This is a genomic window from Thiemannella venezuelensis, from assembly GCF_014203605.1.
Lineage (GTDB): Bacteria > Actinomycetota > Actinomycetes > Streptosporangiales > Streptosporangiaceae > Planomonospora_A > Planomonospora_A venezuelensis.
Genome location: NZ_JACHJJ010000029.1, coordinates 28,454 through 49,832 on the forward strand (window position 1 = coordinate 28,454; position 21,379 = coordinate 49,832).

At 75.2% G+C, this 21,379-nt stretch carries 19 protein-coding genes; 5 read left to right on the forward strand and 14 right to left on the reverse strand.

The window, feature by feature from the left end; all coding sequences use genetic code 11:
* Positions 1 to 30: 30 nt before the first annotated feature.
* Complete coding sequence (locus FHS22_RS31440) at positions 31 to 456, forward strand: nucleoside deaminase (RefSeq protein ID WP_184947798.1); 426 nt, start codon at positions 31 to 33, stop codon at positions 454 to 456.
* Positions 457 to 501: 45 nt separating this feature from the next.
* On the opposite strand, the gene FHS22_RS31445 is transcribed toward FHS22_RS31440, so the two are convergent.
* Together FHS22_RS31445 and FHS22_RS31450 are read right to left on the reverse strand one after the other, a co-directional pair.
* Entirely contained in the window at positions 502 to 1,599 is a 1,098-nt protein-coding gene (locus tag FHS22_RS31445; RefSeq protein ID WP_184947800.1) for an NAD(P)H-dependent flavin oxidoreductase, read from the reverse strand.
* Entirely contained in the window at positions 1,599 to 2,210 is a 612-nt protein-coding gene (locus FHS22_RS31450) for a flavodoxin family protein (protein ID WP_184947802.1), read from the reverse strand. Before FHS22_RS31450 ends, FHS22_RS31445 begins: the two co-directional genes overlap by 1 nt.
* 93 nt (positions 2,211 to 2,303) lie before the next feature.
* Here FHS22_RS31450 and FHS22_RS31455 point away from each other — a divergent pair, with 93 nt between their 5' ends.
* Positions 2,304 to 2,915 carry a TetR/AcrR family transcriptional regulator gene (locus FHS22_RS31455; RefSeq protein WP_184947804.1) on the forward strand — a complete coding sequence of 204 codons (612 nt, stop codon included), beginning with the start codon at positions 2,304 to 2,306 and terminating at the stop codon, positions 2,913 to 2,915.
* Between the two features lie 58 nt (positions 2,916 to 2,973).
* On the opposite strand, the gene FHS22_RS31460 is transcribed toward FHS22_RS31455, so the two are convergent.
* Positions 2,974 to 3,567 (reverse strand): TetR/AcrR family transcriptional regulator, encoded by a 594-nt coding sequence (locus FHS22_RS31460; RefSeq protein ID WP_184947806.1) that lies wholly within the window; start codon positions 3,565 to 3,567, stop codon positions 2,974 to 2,976.
* A 91-nt stretch (positions 3,568 to 3,658) separates the two neighbouring features.
* On the opposite strand from FHS22_RS31460, the gene FHS22_RS31465 reads away from it, so the two are divergent.
* Positions 3,659 to 4,480: an acyl-CoA thioesterase gene (locus FHS22_RS31465; protein WP_184947807.1), complete on the forward strand. Its 822-nt coding sequence runs from the start codon at positions 3,659 to 3,661 to the stop codon at positions 4,478 to 4,480.
* A gap of 28 nt (positions 4,481 to 4,508) precedes the next feature.
* On the opposite strand, the gene egtE is transcribed toward FHS22_RS31465, so the two are convergent.
* From egtE to FHS22_RS31520, 11 genes are all read right to left on the reverse strand, one after another.
* The gene (gene egtE / locus FHS22_RS31470; RefSeq protein ID WP_184947809.1) at positions 4,509 to 5,768 is read right to left on the reverse strand and encodes an ergothioneine biosynthesis PLP-dependent enzyme EgtE; all 1,260 of its coding nucleotides are present in this window, start codon (positions 5,766 to 5,768) and stop codon (positions 4,509 to 4,511) included.
* On the reverse strand, positions 5,765 to 6,745 hold the full coding sequence (gene egtD, locus FHS22_RS31475) for an L-histidine N(alpha)-methyltransferase (protein WP_338048040.1): 981 nt from the start codon (positions 6,743 to 6,745) through the stop codon (positions 5,765 to 5,767). Before egtD ends, egtE begins: the two co-directional genes overlap by 4 nt.
* A gap of 166 nt (positions 6,746 to 6,911) precedes the next feature.
* Positions 6,912 to 7,658 (reverse strand): ergothioneine biosynthesis protein EgtC, encoded by a 747-nt coding sequence (gene egtC, locus FHS22_RS31480; protein WP_184947813.1) that lies wholly within the window; start codon positions 7,656 to 7,658, stop codon positions 6,912 to 6,914.
* Positions 7,658 to 9,073, reverse strand: coding sequence for an ergothioneine biosynthesis protein EgtB (gene egtB / locus FHS22_RS31485; protein WP_184947815.1), 1,416 nt, complete (start codon positions 9,071 to 9,073; stop codon positions 7,658 to 7,660). The genes egtC and egtB overlap by 1 nt, the downstream gene beginning before the upstream one ends.
* Positions 9,074 to 9,152: 79 nt before the next feature.
* Complete coding sequence (gene egtA / locus FHS22_RS31490) at positions 9,153 to 10,421, reverse strand: ergothioneine biosynthesis glutamate--cysteine ligase EgtA (RefSeq protein ID WP_184947817.1); 1,269 nt, start codon at positions 10,419 to 10,421, stop codon at positions 9,153 to 9,155.
* Positions 10,422 to 10,626: 205 nt separating this feature from the next.
* Positions 10,627 to 10,842 carry a zf-HC2 domain-containing protein gene (locus FHS22_RS31495; protein WP_338048041.1) on the reverse strand — a complete coding sequence of 72 codons (216 nt, stop codon included), beginning with the start codon at positions 10,840 to 10,842 and terminating at the stop codon, positions 10,627 to 10,629.
* A 64-nt stretch (positions 10,843 to 10,906) separates the two neighbouring features.
* Entirely contained in the window at positions 10,907 to 11,557 is a 651-nt protein-coding gene (locus tag FHS22_RS31500; RefSeq protein WP_338048042.1) for an RNA polymerase sigma factor, read from the reverse strand.
* A 152-nt stretch (positions 11,558 to 11,709) separates the two neighbouring features.
* Entirely contained in the window at positions 11,710 to 12,786 is a 1,077-nt protein-coding gene (locus FHS22_RS31505; RefSeq protein WP_221474360.1) for a helix-turn-helix domain-containing protein, read from the reverse strand.
* 25 nt (positions 12,787 to 12,811) lie between these two features.
* The gene (locus FHS22_RS31510; RefSeq protein ID WP_221474361.1) at positions 12,812 to 16,459 is read right to left on the reverse strand and encodes a S8 family serine peptidase; all 3,648 of its coding nucleotides are present in this window, start codon (positions 16,457 to 16,459) and stop codon (positions 12,812 to 12,814) included.
* Between the two features lie 171 nt (positions 16,460 to 16,630).
* Positions 16,631 to 18,115 carry an alkaline phosphatase PhoX gene (locus tag FHS22_RS31515; RefSeq protein WP_184947819.1) on the reverse strand — a complete coding sequence of 495 codons (1,485 nt, stop codon included), beginning with the start codon at positions 18,113 to 18,115 and terminating at the stop codon, positions 16,631 to 16,633.
* Positions 18,116 to 18,333: 218 nt separating this feature from the next.
* Positions 18,334 to 19,413, reverse strand: a complete 1,080-nt coding sequence (locus FHS22_RS31520; RefSeq protein ID WP_184947821.1) for an N-acetylglucosamine kinase — start codon at positions 19,411 to 19,413, stop codon at positions 18,334 to 18,336.
* Positions 19,414 to 19,453: 40 nt separating this feature from the next.
* On the opposite strand from FHS22_RS31520, the gene FHS22_RS31525 reads away from it, so the two are divergent.
* Both FHS22_RS31525 and FHS22_RS31530 read left to right on the forward strand, forming a co-directional pair.
* Positions 19,454 to 20,362, forward strand: a complete 909-nt coding sequence (locus tag FHS22_RS31525) for a MurR/RpiR family transcriptional regulator (RefSeq protein WP_184947822.1) — start codon at positions 19,454 to 19,456, stop codon at positions 20,360 to 20,362.
* Positions 20,359 to 21,219 carry a sugar isomerase domain-containing protein gene (locus tag FHS22_RS31530; RefSeq protein ID WP_184947823.1) on the forward strand — a complete coding sequence of 287 codons (861 nt, stop codon included), beginning with the start codon at positions 20,359 to 20,361 and terminating at the stop codon, positions 21,217 to 21,219. Before FHS22_RS31525 ends, FHS22_RS31530 begins: the two co-directional genes overlap by 4 nt.
* The last annotated feature ends 160 nt before the right edge of the window (positions 21,220 to 21,379 follow it).

The window sequence follows — 21,379 nt, forward strand, 5'->3', positions numbered from 1 at the left end:
GGCACAGATCACATACGGACGGAGCCGATCATGACCTCTGACGACGAACGTTTCCTCCGCAGGGCCATCGAGCTCGCCGCCGGGGCCCGGGCCGCCGGAGAAGCGCCCTTCGGATCGCTTCTGGTGGGCCCGGACGGCAGAGTGCTGGCCGAGGGGTACAACACGGTCGCCGGCGACCGGGACATCTCCGCCCACCCCGAGCTGAAGCTGGCCAGGTGGGCGGCCCGAGAGCTCGATCCCGGTACGGCGGCCGCCACCACCATGTACACGAGCTGCCAGCCCTGCGGCATGTGCGCGGGCGCCATCGAGCGCTCCGGTCTCGGCCGCGTCGTGTTCGCGCTCTCCGACGAGCAGCTCGGCGAGCTCAAGCCGGGCGGCGGCCGGCCGCACGTGCCCTACGAGGGTCCGGCACTGTTCGACGAGGCGCGCGTCCCGGTCGACGGCTACTACCGCTGACCCGCCGGGGCGGACACGCCTCCCGCCCCGGCGGCCGGGGGGGGGTCAGCCTCCGGCGGGCCTGCCGCCCATGATCTTCCCCGTCTCCGCGAGCAGCCTCTCGACGTAGCCGCGGGCGCCGCCCGGCGCGGTCAGCGCCGCGGCCTGGCCGGCCCACAGGTTGACCAGGCCGGCCAGGCCGCGGCGGCCCGCCTCCCGGCGGAGACCCAGCATCAGCGCGTTCTGCACCGGGTACGGCGGCACCTCCTCCTCGAAGGCCGCCATCTCCCGGACGAAGCGGTTGGGGATCGCCCGGGCGAGCCGCCCTGAGAACAGCCGGGTGAGCACGGTGACCCGGGCATCGGGGGCGTGCAGCGCGGCCTTGTGCAGCTCGCTCGCCCCCGACTCCCCGGTGGCCAGGAAACCGGTGCCGATCTGCACGCCGTGCGCCCCGAGCGTGAGCGCCGCGGCGACGCCGCGGCCGTCGGCGATCCCGCCCGCGGCGATCACCGGCACCGAGACGGCGTCGGCGACCTGCGGGACGAGGGAGAACGTGCCGACCAGCGACTCGTGCACGGGCCGCAGGAAGGCGCCCCGGTGCCCGCCCGCGTCGCTGCCGGAGGCGACGACCGCGTCCAGGCCCGCCTCCTCCAGCGCGACCGCCTCGTCCACGGTCGTCGCGGTGCCGATCGTCAGGACGCCCCGGCGGCGGGCCTCGGCGAGGACGCGCGCGGGCGGGACTCCCATGACGAAGCTGATCACCGGGGGACCGGCCGCGAGCAGGGCGTCCGCCTGGTCGTCGAAGTCCTGCCCGGCCTGCCGCCCGGGGGTGGGGACCGGGAGGCCGAGCTCCTCGAAGTAGGGCCGGATCCGGTCCACGTCGGCCGGCGCCGCCCGCAGCTCCGCTTCCCCGGGCTGGGGGACCCAGAGGTTGACCGCGAACGGCCGGCCGGTCGCCGCCCTGAGCTCGGCGACCAGGCCGGTGAGCTCGCCGGGGGCCAGGATGTGCCCGCCGTAGGAGCCGAGGCCGCCCGCCTCGGACACGGCCGCGGTCAGCGCGACGGACGACAGGCCGCCGCCGAAGGGGCCCTGGACGATCGGGTGCTCCAGGCCCAGTAGGCGCTCCAGCCTGCCGCCGGACCAGGAGGGGATGCGCGCGCCCATCAGGAGGCCACCCCTTCGAGGCCGCGGCGGCCGGAGGCGAGCCGGAGCGCGGTCCGGGCGACCCGGCGGCCCAGGTGCTCGGCCGTCCGCAGGTCGGCGGGGGAGGGGGCGAGGTCGGGGCCGGCGTCGGAAGGCGACTGGGCCATCGCGCCGAGGAAGCCGCCGAGCCGGTTGAGGTCGTCGGGGCTTCCGTCGGCGCTGTACAGCCAGCCCGGCGGCAGCCCCAGCGTCACCCAGGTCATGCCGTGCTGGGCGGCGAGGAGCGCCATGGAGGTGAGCGTGTTGAGCTTGTCGCCGTTCACCCCGGCGGAGTTGGTGAACCCGGCGGCGAGCTTGTCGCGCCAGCCCATGTCCGCCCAGACCTTGGCGCTGGCCTCGGCGAAGGCCTGGAAGGCGGCGGACTGGCTGCCCATGTAGGTCGGGGAGCCGAAGATGATGGCCTCGGCCCCGTCCAGTGCCGTCCACAGCTCGTCGGTCAGGGAGGTCACGTCGTGCAGCTCGGCCCGCACGCCGGGGACGGAGCGCGCGCCGCCGGCGGCGGCCCGGGCCTGGCGCTCGGTGTGGCCGTAGCCGCTGTGGTAGGCGATGGCGACGGTGATCGGTGGGAGCATGGGTGCCCTTTCTCTTCCGCAGATGCTTGGCCGAGCTTATAGACGGTCGGTCAACTATGTCCAGTTGTAGTTGACCGACCGTATACTGCGGTCATGGGACGATCGAGCACTGCCCGCGAACGGCTCCTCGACTCCGCCTGCGAGCTCATGCTCGGCAGGGGTTACGGCAGCATCGGAGTGGCGGAGATCTGCGCACGCGCCGACGTGCGCAAGGGCAGTTTCTACCACTTCTTCGAATCCAAGCAGGCGCTGACGGTCGCGGTCGTCGACGCCCACTGGCAGGCGCAGCGGACGGCTTGGACCGCCGTGCTGGACGCGCCGGCGCCCGCGCTCGACCGGCTGGAACGGCTCTTGCGCGAGCAGGCGGAGGGGCAGCGCCGGGCGAAACTGGACGGCGGAGCGGTGCACGGCTGCCTGCTGGCCAACCTGGCGCTCGAGCTCAGTCGGCAGGACGGCCCGGTTCAGGAACGGCTGGAGGAGATCTTCGCCGAGCAGATCGGTCTCGTCCAGGCCGTTCTCGACGACGCGGCGCGCGAAGGGGCCATCCCGGCGCCGCGACAGGGTACGGCCCGCTCGCTGGTGGCCCAGCTGGAAGGGATGGTCCTGTTCGCGAAGCTGGGCAACGACCCGGAGATCCTGGACGACCTCTGGGAGCAGGCCAGGCTCCTGCTGGGCATGGCCGGCAGTCCCGCCCTCATCGCATAGCCGGGACCCGCCGGCGCCCCCGCCCGCATGGACACCGGGCAGGCGGGGTGTCAGGCGGTCAGCGGGCCTGCGGGGTGGTACCGATCACCGACCGGCACAGCGTGCTCAGTTCGTCGACCACCGCGTCGAGCGGCGCCGAGGTGCGCTGAGCCTGGGCGAGCACGAGTGCGCCCTCCAGCGCGCCGACGACGAGCACCGCCAGGGACTGCGCCCGCCGCCGGTCGGCTCCGTCCGCGACGAGCCTGTCGGAGATCAGGTCGCACCAGGCCCCGAACACCTCTCCGGCGACGTCGCGGGCGGCCCGTTCGGTGCCCAGGGCCGCCGCGACGATCGGGCAGCCGACGGCGTAGTCACCGGCTTCGAGGCCGCGGCGCCACAGGTCGGCCATCGCGTGCAGCGCGCCCGGCGTGTCCGACGCGTCGAGGATCCGGGCCACTGCGGCGCTCAGGTGCCCGGCGGCGCTGCGCGTGGCCTCCTCGACGAGCTGCGACCTGCCGCCGGGGAAGTGGTGGTAGACCGAGCCGCGAGGCGCACCGCTGTCGGCCAGCACGTCCGCGAACGAGACCGCGGCGACACCGCGCCGGCGCATCAGCTCGACCGTGCTGCGGATCATCGCCGCCCGGGGGCCGGCGGGGTCGTGCCGTCTCGTCATCCGCGTGCTCCCGCTGTCTCCGTTTCTATGTATGTTGTCATACATAGATGTGGTGTACATAGAAATGTCTACCCTGCCCCGAGGAGACAGCGTGACCGAGACCGACGCCCCGCCGCACCCGTTCGATGCGGCCGTCGCGCTCACCCCTGCGGCCGACGGCCGTACCAGGAGCCGGACCCGGCCGGAGTACGCCAACATGGTCGGCCCCTTCGGCGGTGTCACCGCGGCCACCCTCGTGCAGGCCGTCCAGCAGCACCCCGACCGGCTCGGCGACCCGCTCTCCATCACCGTCAACTACGCCGCCCCCGTCGCGGACGGCGACTTCGACATCGCCGCGCGGGTCGTGCGCAGCAACCGCACCAACCAGCACTGGACGCTCGAACTGACCCAGGACGGCGCGGTGACGACCACCGCCACCGCGGTGTTCGGCATCCACCGCGACACGTGGGCGGACACCGAGATCGCCATGCCGTCGGCACCGCCGCCGGACGCCGTCCCGGTACAGGGTTTCCCGGACTTCGTCGCGTGGGCCCGCAACTACGAGATGCGCTTCGTCCGGGGCGCCGTGCCGGACCAGGACGCCGGCGAACACCCGGACTCGACCACGACCCTGTGGGTGCGCGACAACCCGGCCCGGCCCCTCGACTTCCCGGCGCTGACCTCGCTGTGCGACGTGTTCTACCCGCGGGTGTTCCTGCGGCGCGGCCAGTACATGCCGGCCGGCACCGTCTCCCTCACCGTGTACTTCCACGCCGACGCCGGGGAGCTCGCGGCCCAGGGCGAGGACTACGTCCTGGGCACCGCGCGCACCCACCGCTTCTCGCGCGGCTACTTCGACCAGACCGCCCACATGTGGGGCCGCGACGGCACCCTGCTGGCCTCCACCCACCAGCTGGTCTACTTCAAGGGGTGAACCCGCCCGGCGTCCGCCGGTCCCGCGGTCAGCGGCGGCCGAGGAGGCGCGCCAGGGCGTGCAGGGTCTCGGCGGGCGTTCCCGGAGACGGGGAGACGCGGAGCACGGGCACCGGCATGTCCAGCGGTGCCCTGCCGACCGGTACGGCGCCGACCAGCAGGGACGCCTCCGCCGCGAGGGAGGCGGCGTCCGCGACGGCCGCCGCGGGGTCCGCACCCGGCGGAGGCCTGAGCGTGACGACGGCGGAGGGCTCGTCCAGCGGTTCGACCGCCTGCCAGCCGCCGGCCCCGTCGAGGAGGCGGCGCGCCGTGGCGCCCAGCTCCGCCAGGCGGGCGTGGACCGCGGCGGGGCCGAGCGCGTGGTGTTCCCGTACGGCGACGCCGAGACCGGCCCGCGCGGCCACCGCCCCCTCCGCGGTCTCGTAGCGGGCCGCGCCCGCCAGGGGAGAGGGCTGCCCGTCCACCCAGACGTGGCCGCCGAGCGCGGGGGCCGCGGTGTCCATCCCCGGGTGGAGCCCGGGGACGATCAGGAAACCGACTCCGCGCGGCCCGGCGAGCCACTTGCGGGACGTCCCGACGTAGGCGGCGGCGCCGACGCCGCCGGTGTCCACGTGCCCGAGGGACTGGCACACGTCCAGGACCAGCGGCACGCCGGCCTCGCGGCACAGCCGCCCGATCGCCCGCGCGGGCTGCACGACGCCCCGGTGCGAGGCGATGTGCGGGACGGTCAGCAGATCCAGCCCGCCGGCCAGCACGGACCGCAGCCCGTCCGGGTCGACGCGGGAGTCTCCGTCCGCCGGGACCTCGACCAGCCGCCAGCCGCGGTCCCGGGCCAGGCGGCGCAGGAGCATGAGCGTGCTGCCGTACTCGGCGCGGGTGAACCCGACGCGGCCGCCCGGGGGGAGCCGCCACCCGCCGAGCAGTGCCGCCATCGCCGCCGTCCCGCTCTCCAGGAAGGCGACGTCCCGCGCGTCCGCGCCGACCAGGGCGGCCAGCGCGGACCGGGACCCGCCCAGGTCCGCGGCCGCGCGGTAACCGCCCGTCTCGCGCTCCCGCCGCAGGTGGGCGACGACGGCGTCGAGCACCAGGTCGCTGGGGACGTTGCACCCGGCGGCGTCGAGGTGGCCGGGCGGCACCCGGGACCGCGCCGCCCGCCAGGCGTCGGCGACCGCCGTCGCGCCGGGCGGGCCGTTCGCCCCGCCCGGCACGGCCACGAGGTCCGGACCGTCCGTGCCGCCCGGGCCCGGCGGGTCATGGGGGCCGGGCGCCGGCCGGGTCCCGGTGGTCATACACCGGCCAGGGTGAGACTGAAGTCGCCGGCGGGGTCGGTGTACTGGCGCAGGGTGGTGAAACCGGCCGCGGCGAGCTCGTCCCTGAGCCCCTCCAGACGGAACTTGGCGCTGATCTCGGTGCGCGTCTCCTCTCCCGCGGCGAACGGCACCGACAGGTCCAGGGCGCCGATCCGCACGGTCATGTCCCGGGTCGCGCGCAGCCGCATCTCGATCCAGTCGTGCCGCTCGTCGTAGAGCGCGACGTGCTCGAAGGCGTCCGGCTCGAAGTCGGCGTCCAGCTCCCGGTTGATCACGTGCAGGACGTTGCGGTTGAAGGCGGCCGTCACGCCCGCCGCGTCGTCGTAGGCCGCGACCAGCCGTCCGGTCTCCTTGACCAGGTCCGCCCCGAGCAGGAAGGTGTCGCCGGGGCGCAGGGTCGCGCGCAGCTCCTTCAGGAACACCTCGCGGGTGGCCGGGTCGAGGTTGCCGATGGTGCCGCCGAGGAAGGCGACCATCCGCCTGCCCGTCCGCGGCAGCAGCCCCAGGTGGTGCTCGAAGTCGGCGCAGACCGCCCGCACGGTGAGCCCGGGCAGGCGGGCGGTGAGCCGCCGCGCCGCCTCGGCGAGGGTGTGCGCGTCGACGTCCACCGGGGTGTAGGCGCGCAGGGTCCCCGCGGCGGTGAGGGCGTCGAGCAGCAGGACGGTCTTCTCGCTGGTCCCCGAGCCTAGCTCGACCAGCGTGTCCGCGCCGCACGCCGCCGCCATCTCACCGGCCCGGGCGCGCAGGATGGCCAGCTCCCGGCGGGTCGGGTAGTACTCGGGCAGCCGGGTGATCCGGGTGAACAGCTCGCTGCCCGCCGCGTCGTAGAACCACTTCGGCGGCAACTGCTTGGGCCGCGACGCCAGGCCGGCGCGGACGTCGCGCTCGAGCGCCTGGCGCAGGTAGTCGCGGTCGAGATGGTCGATCAGGTGCACGGTTGACTGGCTGACGGGCACGGGGCCTCCAGGGTCGCGGGTCGCGGCGGTCATCGGTGCACCGGCGCGCGGAACAGGCGCCGGCGGGCCGGAACGGGTGCCGGCGGGTCGGGGTGGTCGCTTGCGGGTCGGATCGGGTGCGGCGGTCGGGCCGGGCGGGTGCGCGGGTCGGATCGGGTGCGGCGGGTCAGATCGGCTGGACGTGCACGCCGCCGGACGAGACGAGCAGCAGGCTCCGCTCCGGTACGGCCTGCCAGCCGGGCCGCCCGTCCAGCGGCTCGCTCGCCACGAGCACGCCGCCACCGGATCCGCCGCCGGCGCCGGAGCCGTCGTCGTGGCGGAGGAAGAGGGTGTCGCCCCAGACGGTCGCGGCGAGCGACGCGCCGTCGCAGGCGAGCAGGTTCAGCCGGGCGCCGGGGTCCTTCGCCCCGGCGTGGGCCACGACCCCGGCCAGGGCGTCGCCGAGCGGGAGCCCGGCGCGCAGCCGCAGGAACACCGCGGCGGCCAGCCAGGCGGAGTCGCAGGAGCTCTCCGCTCCGTCGGGCAGGTCGCCGGCGAGGTCACCGACCGCGTCCCGGGAGACGCGGCCGTTGTGGCTGAGCAGCCACCGCCCGTCGGTGAAGGGCGCGGTGGCCGTCTCCTCGACCGGCATGCCGACCGTGGCCGACCGGACGGCGGCCAGCAGGCAGTGCGAGCGGGCCACCCGTGCCAGGGCGGGCAGGTTGGCGTCGGTCCAGGCGGGGACCGCACGGCGGTAGCGGACCGGTTCGGGGTGGGCGGAGTCGTACCAGCCCATGCCGTAGCCGTCGGCGTTGACCGTGCCGTACCGCTGCAGCCGGGGCGCGTAGGACTGCCTGAGCAGGCCGTGCTCCGGCTCGTGGATCAGTGAGGCGAGGGCGCGGGGGGCGCCCAGCCAGGCCGCGTGACGGCACATCAGGCTTCCTCCCGGGAGGCCGAGCGGGCGCAGCGGAAACCGGAGAAGATCTGCCGCCGGACCGGGTAGTCCCAGTTGCGGAACGTCGTGCGGACCGCCGCCGGGTCGGCGGCCCAGGAGCCGCCGCGCAGCACCCGGTGGTCGCGGCCGAAGAAGACCTCGCTGTACTCGGGGTAGGGGAAGCTGCGGAAGCCGGGATACGGCAGGAAGTGGGAGGAGGTCCACTCCCACACCTCCCCGATCATCTGCTCGGCGCCGTAGGCGCTCGCCCCCGCCGGGTAGGCGCCCACCGGTGCCGGGCGCGCCGCCCGGTGGCCGAGGTTGGCCCGTCCGGGCCCGGGGTCGCCGTCTCCCCAGGGGTACTTCCGGGCACGGCCGGCCTCCGGGTCCCAGCCGCAGGCCTTCTCCCACTCGGCCTCGGTGGGCAGTCTCCTGCCCGCCCAGCGGGCGTAGGCGTCGGCCTCGTACCAGCACACGTGCTGGACCGGCTCGTCCATGGGCACCGGTTCCGTACGGCCGAAGCGGGTGCGCCACCAGGTGCCGCCGTCCCTGGTCCAGAACAGCGGGGCGAAGGCGCCGCTGCTCCGCAGCCACCGCCGGCCCTCCGCCGTCCACCAGCGCGGGTCGCCGTAGCCGCCGTCCTCGACGAAGGCGGCGTAGGCGCCGTTGCTCACCGGGAACCTGTCGATCCAGTAGGCGGGCAGATCGACCCGGTGGGCCGGACGCTCGTTGTCGTAGGCCCACGGCAGCAGGTCGGTGCCCATCAGGAAGGGGCCGCCGGGGACGAACACCTCCTCGGCGCCGGTCGGGGCCCCGGCCCGGCCGGGCGGCAGGCCGCCCTCGGCGACCAGGCCCGGCCGCCCGGACAACTGCAGCGTGGCGAGCATCGTCTCGTCGTGCTGGTGCTCGTGCTGGATCACCAGGCCGAAGACGAAGCCGTCCCGGCGCAGCGGGTCGGGGCCGTCCAGGTCGACGGCGTCCAGCACGTCCAGCACGCGGCCCCGCACACCGGAGATGTAGCGGCGGGCCTCCTCCGGCCCCAGGATGGGCAGGGACGGGCGGTCCCTGCGGGGATGCTTGAAGGCGTCGTAGAGGTCGTCGATCTCGGGGCGGAGCGGCGTGATGCCGCCGGTCTCCCGGAGCACCCACAGCTCCTCGTAGTTGCCGACGTGCGCCAGGTCCCACACCAGCGGGGACATCAGCGGGGAGTGCTGGCGCACCAGCAGGTCGTCGTCGGCGTCGGTGTAGGCCAGCGACCGGTCCCGCACGGCGGCCAGCCCGGCGGCGATCCGCTCCTTGACGTCCCGCTCTCCCTCGTCCCGCTCGCCGACGCCCCGCCCCTCGGCCTCCCGCCCCCGGACGCCGTGCTCCCGGACGCCGTGCCCCCCGAAGTCCCGCTCCCCGATACCGTTCATGCCCGCCCTTCCGTTCGTACGGTCTTCCTCGTCTCGGGGCCCGCATCCGTGAACGCGCCGTGCCCGTCGGCCCGCCCGCTCACGTCCGCGCCCCCTCGGTCAGCCAGTCCGGCAGGGACCGCCCCGCAAGGCCCGCCAGATCCACCAGGTCGTCGGCCGGGGACCGGCCGGCCGCCACGTAGCGGTCGGCGAAGGCGGCCACCTCGCCGACCAGGCCCGCGGACGCCCCCAGGCGGGGCAGCGCCTCGACCGCGGTCCGGAAGCAGGCCTCGGCGGCCCGCCGCATCAGCGGGTCCCGCAGCCCGCACCGCGCCGCCCGGGACCACAGGCCCCGGTACGGCTCGCAGGCGGCCAGCGCCGCCCCGGCCGCCCGGTCGTCCGTCACCAGTGCGTGGGCCACGGCCGCGCACACCGGCCAGAGCCCCGGGTGCTGGGCGTCGAGATAGCGGATCTCCAGCCAGCCGCGGGGCCGTACCGGGGGGAAGAGGGTCGTGGCGTGGTAGGCCAGATCCGCCAGGGTCGGCGGACGCCCGGACGCGCCCAGCCAGTCGCGGAAGGTCGAGCCGTCGAGGACCGGGCGGAACCGCGGCGCGCGCCCCTCCCCGCCGGAACCGCCGCCGTCCTCGCGCACCAGCATGAGCCGGGCGTCGAGGAGGTACTCCGCCCAGTCGGCGGCGGGATCGCCGGTCGCGGGGACCGGGGCGGTGCGCGTGCGGTCCAGGTTCTCCCACACCGCCTGGCGGCCCGACATCCAGCCCGTGGGCCGGCCGCCGGCCAGCGGCGAGTTGGCGAAGGCCGCGCCCAGCACCGGCCCCAGCAGGTGCGCGCGCTCCCACCGCGTGGCGGGCTGCCCGCCCAGGTCAAGGTTGACCTGGATCGACGCCGTCGAGCACATCATCAGCGGCCCGTACGGCGCGCCGAGGAACTCCGCCATCGCGTCGTAGCGGGGCTGGCGCAGCTGCCGCCGCGGAGGCCTCACCGGGTCGAGTCCCACCCCGGCCAGGGCCAGTCCCGCCTCCCGCAGGGCTTCGCGCACGGCGGTCACGTCGGCCTCCAGCCCGGCGATCGCCTCGGCGAGCGGGCCCGCCGGACCGGACAGCTCCAGCTGGCCTCCCGGCTCGAACGTCACGCGGCTCCCGCCCGTCAGCCGGGGGAGGGCCTCCTCGATCCGCGCCCGCGGGACGTGGCGGGTGACGTCCGCGCGGTCGAAGACCAGGAACTCCAGCTCGACCCCGACCCGGTCGCCGCCCGCCGCCCGGCCCCCGGCGGCGCCGAAGCAGTCCCGCGCGAAACCCTCCACCTCCGCACGGTCCCGGATCGGCGTCTCATCGGCCGCCAGACCGGTCATCGTCCCCCCTTCCGCCCGGTACGCATGGATCTACAGACCCGCGAGGCGCGCGAACGTTACGGGGATCGCTGAAGATCGTTGTACGGCGGACCGGCCGTGAGGGACTCCTCCCAGCTCAGCGGTGTCCTACGGTCCGGCGGAATTCTCCGGTCCTGCGGTGCCCGACGCGGTGCGGAGGGGGCCTCAGGCCCGGCGGAGGCGTCCCTCAGCCGCGGCGGCGGTCGCGGAAGGCGGACATCAGCCGGTCGCGCACGTCACCGCGGAGGTCCTCGGCCGGCGGCGTGCCGAGGACGCCGATGACGGCGCGGAACTGGTCGAGACGGCGGCCGCACCCGGCGCAGCAGGTCAGGTGCTCGTCCATGCGCCGCCGCACCGGCGCGTCGAGGGCGTCATCGAGGTAGGCGGTGACGAGTTCCGCCACATCAGCGCACCTGAACCGCTTCACGGCGTCGACCGCCTTACCTGTGTTGAGATGAACCGTTCCACTACGCCGGCCGCCCCACCGTCTCGAAGTAGTCCTCGATCCGCCCCCGCACCCACGCCCGGGCGCGGTGCAGCAGGACCCGCTGGTTGGCCGCGGAGATGTCCAGGATCTCGCAGACCTCCGCCGATGTGCACCCCTCGACGTCGCGAAGCGTGATCACGGTCCGCTGCCTGGCCGGCAGACCGGCCAGGGCCGCCGCGATCTGGCCGCGGACCTCGGCGGCGAGCGCCTCGTCCTCCGGGGTCGGCCAGAGCACGGAGAAGTCCTTCCACGGGCCGGGCGGCAGGCCGTCCCCGTCCGGGGAGCGGGCGGAATCGGCGGCCGGTCCCACGGGCGGCCGGAAGGCGCTGCTCCAGGGGATCGCCCGCCGCTCGCGGGCGCCGCGCTTCTTGGCCGTGTTGACCAGGATCCGGTGGACCCAGGTCTTGACCGACGAGCGGCCCTCGAACCCGTCGATCCCCTCGACCACCGCCAGCCAGGCGTCCTGCACGACCTCCTGCGCGGAGTCGTCGGTGGACACGTAGGCGCGGGCCAGCCGGAGCATCCCCGGCGACCAGGCGTCGAGCAGCGACGCGAACATCGCCTCGTCACCGGCGCGCAGGGCCTCGACGACGATGTCGTCCGGGGGCGGCCCGCCACCCGCGAAAGCCACGATCGTTTCCTTCCGTCGGGGACATCGGGAACATCCACGGCATCGCGACGTCCCGCCGGCCGATCCTGGCACCGGCGTACGACATTTCCGATCCCAGCACCCCGCGCGCACGATGTCGAGACGCCGGAGCCGATTCCCCCGGCGGGCCGGGATCAGGCCCAGCCCCGGTGCGCGGCGTGCCAGCCGAGCTGGACACGGGTGCGCGCCCCCGCCAGGTCCATCAGCCCGCGCACCCGCCGCTGGAGCGTGCGCACCGACAGGTCGAGCTGCCCGGCCACCGCCTCGTCGGTCAGCCCGGCCAGGAGCAGAGTGAGGATCTTCCGGTCGAGCGGGCCGATCGCGGGCTCCGGATCCTCCGCGAGCCCGCCGGAGGCGTCCACGCGCAGTGGGTAGGCGCGCCGCCACTCCGACTCGAACAACGCCTCCAGCGCGGTCAGCAGCCCGCTGCGGTGCAGCAGGACCGCGGCGGGCTCTCCGCCGGGCTCGGTGGTCAGCGGCACCAGCGCGAGCTCCCGGTCGGCCATCATCAGCTTGATCGGCAGTGTCTCGGCCACCCTGACCTCGACGCCCCTGCGGAGCGAGGAGAGCGCCTCGGCGACCGCGCCGGGCGCGGCCAGCACCTCGCGTTCCAGGACGACGCGGTAGGTGACGCCGCGGTCCAGGCTCTGGTTCTCGGCGGGATTCTCGCCCGGCGGCACGGCGACGAACGGGGCGGTGGAGAAGCAGCGCACCCGTTCGGAGGCGGCCTGCTGGACCTGCAGGAAGCGCTGCCGTACCGCCTCGACGCCGGTGACCACCTCGATCAGGTCCCCGGCGGCGCGCCCGGTGGAGGCCATGCGGTGCTGCTCGGCCAGCGTCGCCAGGGCCAGCTCGGCGCTGTGCAACTGCTCCCGGCGCGCGGTGAGCAGCGCGCCCAGCGCCACGGTCGGCGGCGCGGCGACGTAGCGGACCGGCGTGCCCGCCAGGCGGGACACCAGGCCGTGGCCGGTCAGCGCCGCGAGATCGTCCTCGACCCCGGCCTGCGGTCTGGCCAGGGCCGCGCCCAGCTCGGCGGGGGTCGCCGAGGGCCTGGTGATCAGGTGGCGGTAGACCGCCTCCTCCCCGGCGGTGAGCCCCAGCCCCTCCAGCACCGCGCCCTTCCTCCTCCGGTCGGCGGGAATGCCGACCAGTATGGGAGAGAGGGCGGGGCCGGAGGCGAGCCGGTCGTCTCCGGCCCCGAATTGTGACATCACGGTTTTTACTTCGTGACGACTTCTATTTCGTGACGACCGCCCGGATGATCTCCTGGCTGACCGTCCGGCCACCCCGGTCGGCCGCCGTCGCCTTCAGCGAGATCGCGCCGCCGCGCACGGCCGCCGTCCATCGCCCGGCGCCCTCGGCCCGCAGCCGCACCGGCTGCCAGGTCGCGCCGTCGTCGTAGGAGACGGCCAGCGTCGCCTCGGTGGCCGCACCGGTGACCGGCAGGCCCTCCTGCACGGCGCCCGACAGGGTGATCTCGGTCCGGGCGCCCGTCACGCGGAGGCCGTAGTCGAGCTGCAGGAGCGGGATGTCCACCCGCTTCCACGGGTCGGACGGGTCGGCGGCGGAGGTGAAGCCCCACTCGGTGCGCACGCGGGCCGAGGTCCGCCACATCCGCGGGTCCCGGACCGTGTCGAGCACCAGCCGGTACGGCAGCGCCTCGGGGGCGATGCCGTCCCAGGCCACCAGCGCCCGGCCCGGCTGCTTCCTGATCAGCTTGTCGCCCTGGTAGAGCGCGATGGAGGAGGTGTCGTACTCGGTCGCCGCGTCCGATCCGGAGTGGGCGGGCGAGCCGTCGGCCAGTGACGGGATGTTGAACTGCATGTCGTTGCCCTGCCGGAACGGGCCCCAGTACTCGGTGCGGACACGCGGCCGCACGACGGGGCCGAACCACTCCTGCGCGGCCCGCTCGCCCGGCCGGTAGACGCGCGGCGTCTGCCGCATCTCCCACAGGCCGTCGCCGATGGTGTGGTTCTCGTACCAGGTGACGCCCGGCCCGGTGGAGACCCACTCGGTGCGGGTGGCGGGGAAGACCTCGGTCTCCTCGAAGCCGGCTCCCGGGCCCCAGCCGGCCGGCAGGTCGTAGCGGTAGCCGCCGCCGGTCTGCGGGGTGAGCGCACCGTGCATGACGTTGGTGACGCGGGCCAGGTTCCGGCGCTCGTCCGCGCGGTAGGTCAGATCCCTGTCGGGCACGCCCGCGGGGTGGACGTCGGCCAGGTCGTAGAGGTAGGAGGGGAACGCCGTGCGGGTGACGACCAGCGTCCTGCCCAGGTTCTCGCCGGTGTCCCTGGACAGGGCGGCGATCGTGATCGGCAGGTCCTCGCCGTAGTACTCGCTCAGCACGCCGGGCCGGTCGTTGACGACCAGCAGCAGGCTCGCCCCGGCCTTGACCGCCTGGGCGGCGCGCTCGGCGGGCGGGACCTCGTCGCTGCGCCGTACGACGACGGCCTTGCCCCGGGCGTCCAGGCCCGCGTAGTCCCCGGCTGCGCCGGTGCCCGCGCGGACCGTCCGCAGCACGGCCCTGCCATCCTTGATGGCGCCGCCGGGCTGCGGCACGGCCGCGATCTCCGGACGCCCCGGCACGGCCAGCGAGATCCGCGGCTCGCCCTTGCGCCAGCGGGTCAGGTAGCCGAACGAACCGGTGGCGACCTTCCCGGTCGGCGAGACGTAGACGTCGTCGTAGCGGACGGGCAGCAGGTAGGCGCCCCTGATGCCCGGACCGGACGGGACGGCGCGGTGGAAGTCCAGCCGCCGCTGCCGGTCCTCGGCCGCCCGGGGGGTGGTGGCGCTCGCCCGGCGGGCCCTGCTCGCGTCGAGCACGATCTCGGAGGGGCGGTCCAGCACGGTCTCGGGGTCGACGAGCATCGCCACGCCCAGCGCGTCGGCCCGCTCGCCCCGGACGTCGAGCACCGACCAGGCCATGTAGGTGCCGGGCGGCAGGCGCAGCGTGCGCTCGCCGCTCACCGCGTACGGCGTGGCGTCGCCGTTCAGGTCGGCCAGCACGACGGTGCCGTCGGCGGGCTCGCCGTCCCGGTCGCGCAGCTTCAGCGTCAGGTCGTGCAGCTCCCGCTCCTTGACCGCGCCGAACGCGGTCCGCAGCACGGTCGTGCCGGAGACGGCCGTGACCAGCCCGGACACCTGCGTTCCCGGCTCCAGCGCGGCCGGGTCGAGGGTGAGCGTCACCTCGGCCCGCCCGCCGGCCGGTACGGTGACCCGCGGCGCGGACAGGGCGGCCGCGCCGGAGCCGGAGACGGCCAGGTCCAGCGTGACCTCGGCGTCGCCGTGGTTGCGGTAGGCGATGGTCCGGGTGGCCTTCTCGTCGCCGGCGGCGTGCGGCCAGTCGTAGAACGCGGCGGGCACCGAGCCCGTCGCGGTGACGGCGGCGGTGATCGCTGCGGCGACGTCGAGCCTTCCGGTGCCCTGCTGGAACGGCTCGTACGGCAGCGCCGCGGCCGTGCTCATCAGCGCGTCCTTGAGCCGCTGCCCGGTCCAGTCCGGGTGGCGCTGGGCGAGGATCGCCGCGGCGCCCGCCACATGCGGGGTGGCCATCGAGGTGCCGTCGAGCGACCGGTAGGGACCCTCCCCGGGGCTGAGGGAGGAACGCGCGGCCTCGATGGCCACGCCGGGCGCGGAGAGGTCCGGCTTGAGGCCGCCGGTCCGGACGAGCGGGCCCCAGCTGGAGAACTCCGCGCGCCGGTCGGACGTGTCGACCGCGCCCACGGTCAGCGCCGTGGCGGCCGAGCCCGGCGCGCCGATGGAGCCGGAGGAGTAGCTGTTGCCCGCGGCGATCACGAACAGCGTGCCGTACTGCTCGGACAGCCGGTCCACCGCCAGCGCCATGGGGTCGTCGCCCTCGTCGGGGACGCTGCTGCCCAGGCTCATGTTGACCACGGCGGCGCCCTGGGCGGCGGCCCACTCCATGCCGGCGATGATCCAGGAGTCCTGGCCGTAGCCGTCGTTTCCGAGCACCTTGCCGATCACCAGGTCGGCGCCGGGGGCGACGCCCTTGTTCGCGCCGGAGGAGGCCGCGCCCGTGCCCGCGATGGTGGAGGCGACGTGCGTGCCGTGGCCGTCCGCGTCCCCGGCGTCCTCACCCGGCACGAAGCTGGTCTTCTCCGCGATCCGCCCGGAGAGGTCGGGATGGGTGTCGTCGACTCCGGTGTCGAGCACCGCGACCTTGACGCCGGTGCCGTCGAAGCCCGCCGCCCACGCCTGCGGCGCGCCCACCCGCGGGACGCTGTCCTTCAGCGCGGCCCGGGCCTTGCCGTCCAGCCAGATCCGGTCGACGCCGCCGGCCAGGCGCCGCGCGCCGCCGGAGGCGATCGCCTCCCAGAACACACGGGCCTGCTTCTTGCCGGCCGTGAGCGCGGCGCCCCTGATGCTGGGCAGGCGGCGCACGACCTCGGCGCCCCGCGGCGCGGCCACCGTGCGCGGCAGCGCGCCCGCGTAGGTGGTGATCACCGGCAGGCCGTCGCTGCGCGCGTCGTCGTAGCCCATCTCGATGAGCGTGGTGACATTGAACAGGCGCTCGTCCAGGCTCCCGGCCGTGATGAGCGGGACGGCCTCGTCGGGGAGCACGTACGTGTCGCCGGAGACCCGCCGGACCTGGACGCCGCCCTCGGCGCCGGCGGGCCTGGCGACGGTGACGGCGTCGGCGTCTCCGGGGCCGTCGACGATACGGACCCGGTCGCCGGTGAGGAGGGTGACCGTGAACTCCTCGCCCTGCGGGGTGGATGCGGTGGACCCGCCGGGTCCGGTGGGGGCGGTGGGGGCGGCGGTCCCGGCGGGGGCGGCGTGGGCGGCGTGCGGGCCGGTTGCGACGAGCGCGGCGGAGAGCGCTCCGGCCGCCAGCGCCCGCCGGCGGCCGGGTGGGATGAGGGGCATGGAAGAGATCTAGCCCAGCCGGTCTTCTCCCCGGAACGCCGTTCGGTGGCGGAAACCCGTCCTGGCGGAAACCCGCCAGGCGCGGCCGTCCAGAAGCGCGCCACGCCCGGCGGCGCCGTCCTCTCGCGGCGACCTCCTCTTGCGGTGCCGTCCTCCTGCGGTGCCGTCTTCTTACAGCGGCCCGCGGCTCCACGGGCCGCGGATCGCATAGGTACGGCCCGGCGGGTCGGTCGCGGTGGTGCTGCCGAGGTTGTTGGCGAACAGCACCGCGCCGTCGGGGCTGAAGCACGCCCCGGCGAACTCGCTGTCGTCGGCGATGTTGACCGCGAACTCGAACGGCTGCCCGCCGCGCGGGTCCAGGCCGATCAGCCGGTTGACGTTGGCCAGGCCCGGGGCCAGCGGGTGCGGGTCGGCGTCGGCGTCGGAGGCGTCGTCCTCGCACAGCACGATGCCGCCGCGCGGGGTGAAGGTCAGGTTGTCGGGAGAGTCGAGCTCCCGGCGGCCGGGCGACTCGTACACCAGCACCAGTGTCCCGCCGCCGCGGCGGCCGGGGACGTACCGCCAGACCTGCCCGTAGCCCTCGGCGAACCCGTCGGCGCCCGGCGCGTCGCCGTTCTTGGCGTCGCCGCCGCTGGTGGAGTTGAAGAACACGCCGCCGTCGCCCCACCAGCAGCCCTCCAGGCGGTTGAACATCGCCGCTCCCTTGGCCAGGCCCTGCTGGGCGCAGGTCGGGGCGCCGCCCTCCAGATCGGGGTCGGGACTGTCGACGGTCACCCACTCCACCGGCAGGCGCGCGCCCATGCGCTGGCCCTCGCGGCAGTCGTATCCGTCGCGCCCCCTGACCTTCAGCATCTCGAGCACGCCGCCGGCGGCCAGGTTCCGCGGGTCCCGGGGCCGGTAGCGGTAGAAGCCGTTCGGCCTGCCGGAGTCGTCCTCGGTCTCGTACACGTAGCCGGTGCGCGGGTCGACCGCGACGGCCTCGTGCGAGAAGCGCCCCATCGCGGTGATCGGCATCGAGGCCGCGGGCCTGCCCGGCGCGGGTCCCTCCAGCGGGACCTCGAAGATGTAGCCGTGCTTGCGCTGCCAGCCCTGCGCCGGTCCCGCCGTGGTCTCCTCGCAGGTCAGCCAGCCGCGGTCGCCGAGCATCCGGCCGCCGGCGCAGTTGACGACCGTGCCGTTGAGGCTGACGAAGTGGCGGACCACCTCGCCGCTGCGCAGGTCCACCTCCAGCGTGGTCGTCCCGCCGACGCCGAGCTCGTCGTAGCGGGCCGAACCGGGGACGTGCACCCGGCCGGCCGGCGTCCCCGGCGGGGTGCGGACCTCGTGGTTGCGGATCAGGCGGACGGTGTGCCGCCGGGAGCCGCGGAAGGCGGCCATCCCGTCGTGGGCGATCGGGGTGGGCGTGCCGTCGTCCATCGGGGTCCCGGTCCTGCCGAGGACGGTGTAGGAGAAGCCGGCGGGCAGGGCGAGCAGTTCCTCTCCAGTGTTGCGGGAGGCGGTACGGCGCAGCTCCCCGTAGCCGACCTCGCCGGGATCGGACGGCGCGCGGCCCGCCTCCGCCCAGGCGGCGTGGGCCCCGAGCGTGTTCACCGCGACCCCTCCGGCGAGGACGCCGCCGGTCGTGGCCAGGAAGGACCTTCGGTCGATGGAAACCATGACGACTCCTCTCGGGGCCCGGAAGTCGTCTCCGGGCCCGGAAGCGACCCATCCATGTCCTGACATCACTTTGTCTGTCTGTCTGATGAACAGTAGATGCACAGGAGCTGCCATGAGCATCCCCGCCGACGGCGGCGGTGTCCATGGCCGCCGCACCGGTACCGCCGGGGCGGGCCCGCCGTCACCCCCGGGAACCGGCCGTCCTCCGGGAGGGGCGGTCATCCGGGGGGATCGGGGAGCGGGCGGGTGAACCGGTGGTGGAGGCCGGCCGCCTCTCCGGGGCCGAGGAACGGCGCGGCCGCGAGCCACGCGGCGGCTCCGGCGCCGTCTCCCGCGACGGTGACCGGAGCGCCGTCCCAGCGCCGCCGGAGGAGGTCCTGCACGGCGCCGCGCACGGGACCCTCGCTCGTCAGCACGCTTCCGGCCAGCACGACCGGAGTGCGCGGGCCGGGGGCGTGCACGCGGGACACGGTCCGGGCCAGCCGGGCGGCGGCGCCGGTCACGATCGCCTTCGCCGCGGGGTCCCCGGCGGCGGCCGCCCGGCTCACCAGCGGGGCCAGCTCGGCCAGGGCCAGCGGGTGGCGGGCCTGCGCGGCCGCGGCGAGCAGGTCGGCCAGTTCCCCGTCCGGCACGATGATCTCGCCGCCCTCGCCGCCCTCGCCGCCCTCGCCGCCCTCGTGATCCTTGACGGCCGCGGGCAGCAGGTGCCGGACGACGAGCCGCGTCAGCATGCCCGCGTCGCGTGCCGCCGGTCCACCGCCCGCCTGTTCACCGCCCGCCTGTTCACCACCCGCTTGCCTGACGGCGGCACGGGCCGCGGCCCGGCCGAGCCAGAACGCCGACCCCTCGTCGCCGAGCAGCCAGCCGTACCCGTCGGACAGCGCCACCGGCTCGTGGTCGGCGATCCGCGCCGCTACGGCCCCGGTGCCGGAGATCAGGACCGTTCCCGACCGCGCGGCCGTACCCGCCGCGAAGGCCGCCACCACGTCACCCACCACCCGGGGGGCGACCGCCAGCCCGCAGCCGCGCAGGGCCTCCTCCAGCGCGCCCCGCACGGCCGGGTCCCGCAGCATCCCCGAACCGGCCAGCCCGACGGTCACCGCCTTCACCCGCGCGGGGTCCACCGGCGCCAGGGCGGCTCGCACGGCCAGGCCGAGGTTGGCGAAGGCCTTCCCGGCGCCCAGCGCCACGGGGTTGCCCCCGCCCGCCCTGCCGCGGCCCAGTACGGTGCCGGCCGTCGTGACGGCCACCGCGCGAGATGACGTCCCACCGGCGTCCACGCCGAGTACCACGCTCATGTCAAAAATTATTACCCGAAAGCCTTGACGGCACTAGTCTATGAGCATAATTTTCACCAACAAGACGGAGGGAGCGGTGGTGGGACTGCTGGGCAGGATCAGGACCGAGCAGGGCGAGATGCCCGAGGCGCTGCGCAAGGTGGCCGAGGTGATCCTCACCGACCCGGCCGAGGCCGCGCGGTCGACGATCGTCGACCTGGCCGAGCGCAGCGGCACCTCGACCGCCACGATCACCCGGTTCTGCCGCGGGCTCGGGTTCGGCGGCTACGCCGAGCTGCGCGTGGCCCTCGCCACCGAGACCGGCCGGGCCGCGCGGCAGCGCTGGGAGACCGACATCGGGCAGGAGATCCTGCCGGACGACGGCCTCGACCGGGTGCTGGGCGTGGTCTCGGGCAACGACATCCGCCTGATCCAGGAGACCGCCGCCCAGCTCGACCTGGCCACCGTGGAGAAGGCCGCGGGCGCGATCGCCCAGGCCGGCCGGGTGCTGCTGTTCGGGGTCTCCAGCAGCGCGGCGGTGGCCAGCGAGATGGAGTACCGCCTGCAGCGCATCCGCATCCCGACCTGGAGCCGGTCCGACGCGCACAGCGCGCTGACCGACGCCGCCCTGCTCGGCCAGGGCGACGTGGCGATCGGCATCTCGCACAGCGGCAGGACCCGCGAGGCCATCGAGGTGCTCGCCGAGGCGGGCAGCCACGGCGCGATCACCGTGGCGGTCACCTCGCACCCGAGGTCGCCGCTGGCCGAGGTGGCCGAGCTGGTGGTCACCACCTCCAGCAGGGAGACGACCTTCCGCTCGGAAGGGTTCGCCGCGATCCACTCCCAGCTGCTCGTCCTCGACGTGATCTACGTCTCGGTCGCGCAGCGCACCTACGAGCGCACCCGGAAGGCGTTCGACCTGACCGTCCGTGCGGTGACCGGGCACCGGCTCCCGGAAGGAGACACATGACCGCGGAAACCGATGTGACGGGAGGGAACCCCTCCCGCCCCGACCCGGGGGCGCGGGCTCCGGACCCACCGGACGCCCGGCGACCCGCCGGCCCGCCGGGGCCGGACCTCCCGGACCCGGACGCCTACGTCCGGCACATAGCGGACCTCGTCCGGTCCATCCCCGTCGAGCAGGCGGACCCCATCAGGGCCGCCGCCGCGCTGGTCGCGGGGGCGCTGGACGGCGGCGGCGTCATCCAGGCGTTCGGCTCGGGCCACTCCGAGGCGGTCGCCATGGAGATCGCCGGCCGTGCGGGAGGCCTCGTGCCGACCAACCGGCTCGCGCTGCGGGACATCGTCCTGTACGGCGGGGCCGACCGGAGCGAACTCGAACGCTACGACCTCGAACGCGACCCCGCGGTCGCCCACCGGATCCTCGACGCCGCCCCGATCGCGGACGGCGACCTGTTCGTCGTCATCTCCAGCTCCGGCGTCAACGGCGTCGTCGTCGAGCTGGCCACCCAGGTGAAGGAGCGCGGTCACGACCTGATCGCCATCACCTCTCTCGCGCACAGCTCCGCCGTCCCGGCCCGGCACCCCTCGGGCCGCAGACTGTGCGACCTCGCCGACGTGGTGCTCGACAACCGGGCGCCGTACGGCGACGCGGTGCTCCCGCTCCCGGGCGGCGGCGCCGTGGCGGCGGTCTCCACGATCACCTCGGCCCTGCTCGCCCAGCTCGTCGTCACCGGTGCCGTCGCCGAGATGCTCGCCGCCGGCCGGACGCCGCCGGTGTACCTGTCGGCGAACGTCCCCGAGGGGGACGCGCACAACCTCGCCCTGGAGGCCCGGTACGCGGGCCGCATCCGCAGGGGCGGCTGAACGGCGCGGGCCCGCCCGCTCCCTGGGACACATCCGCTGAAGACGCAGCCGCCAAGACGCGGCCGGCGAAGGGGTCCTCCCACCCCGTCACGGAACCGGTGAAGGCCCGCTGCGTCCCGCCGGGCATCCGGCGACGGGTCCCCCCCGCACGCCGGACACC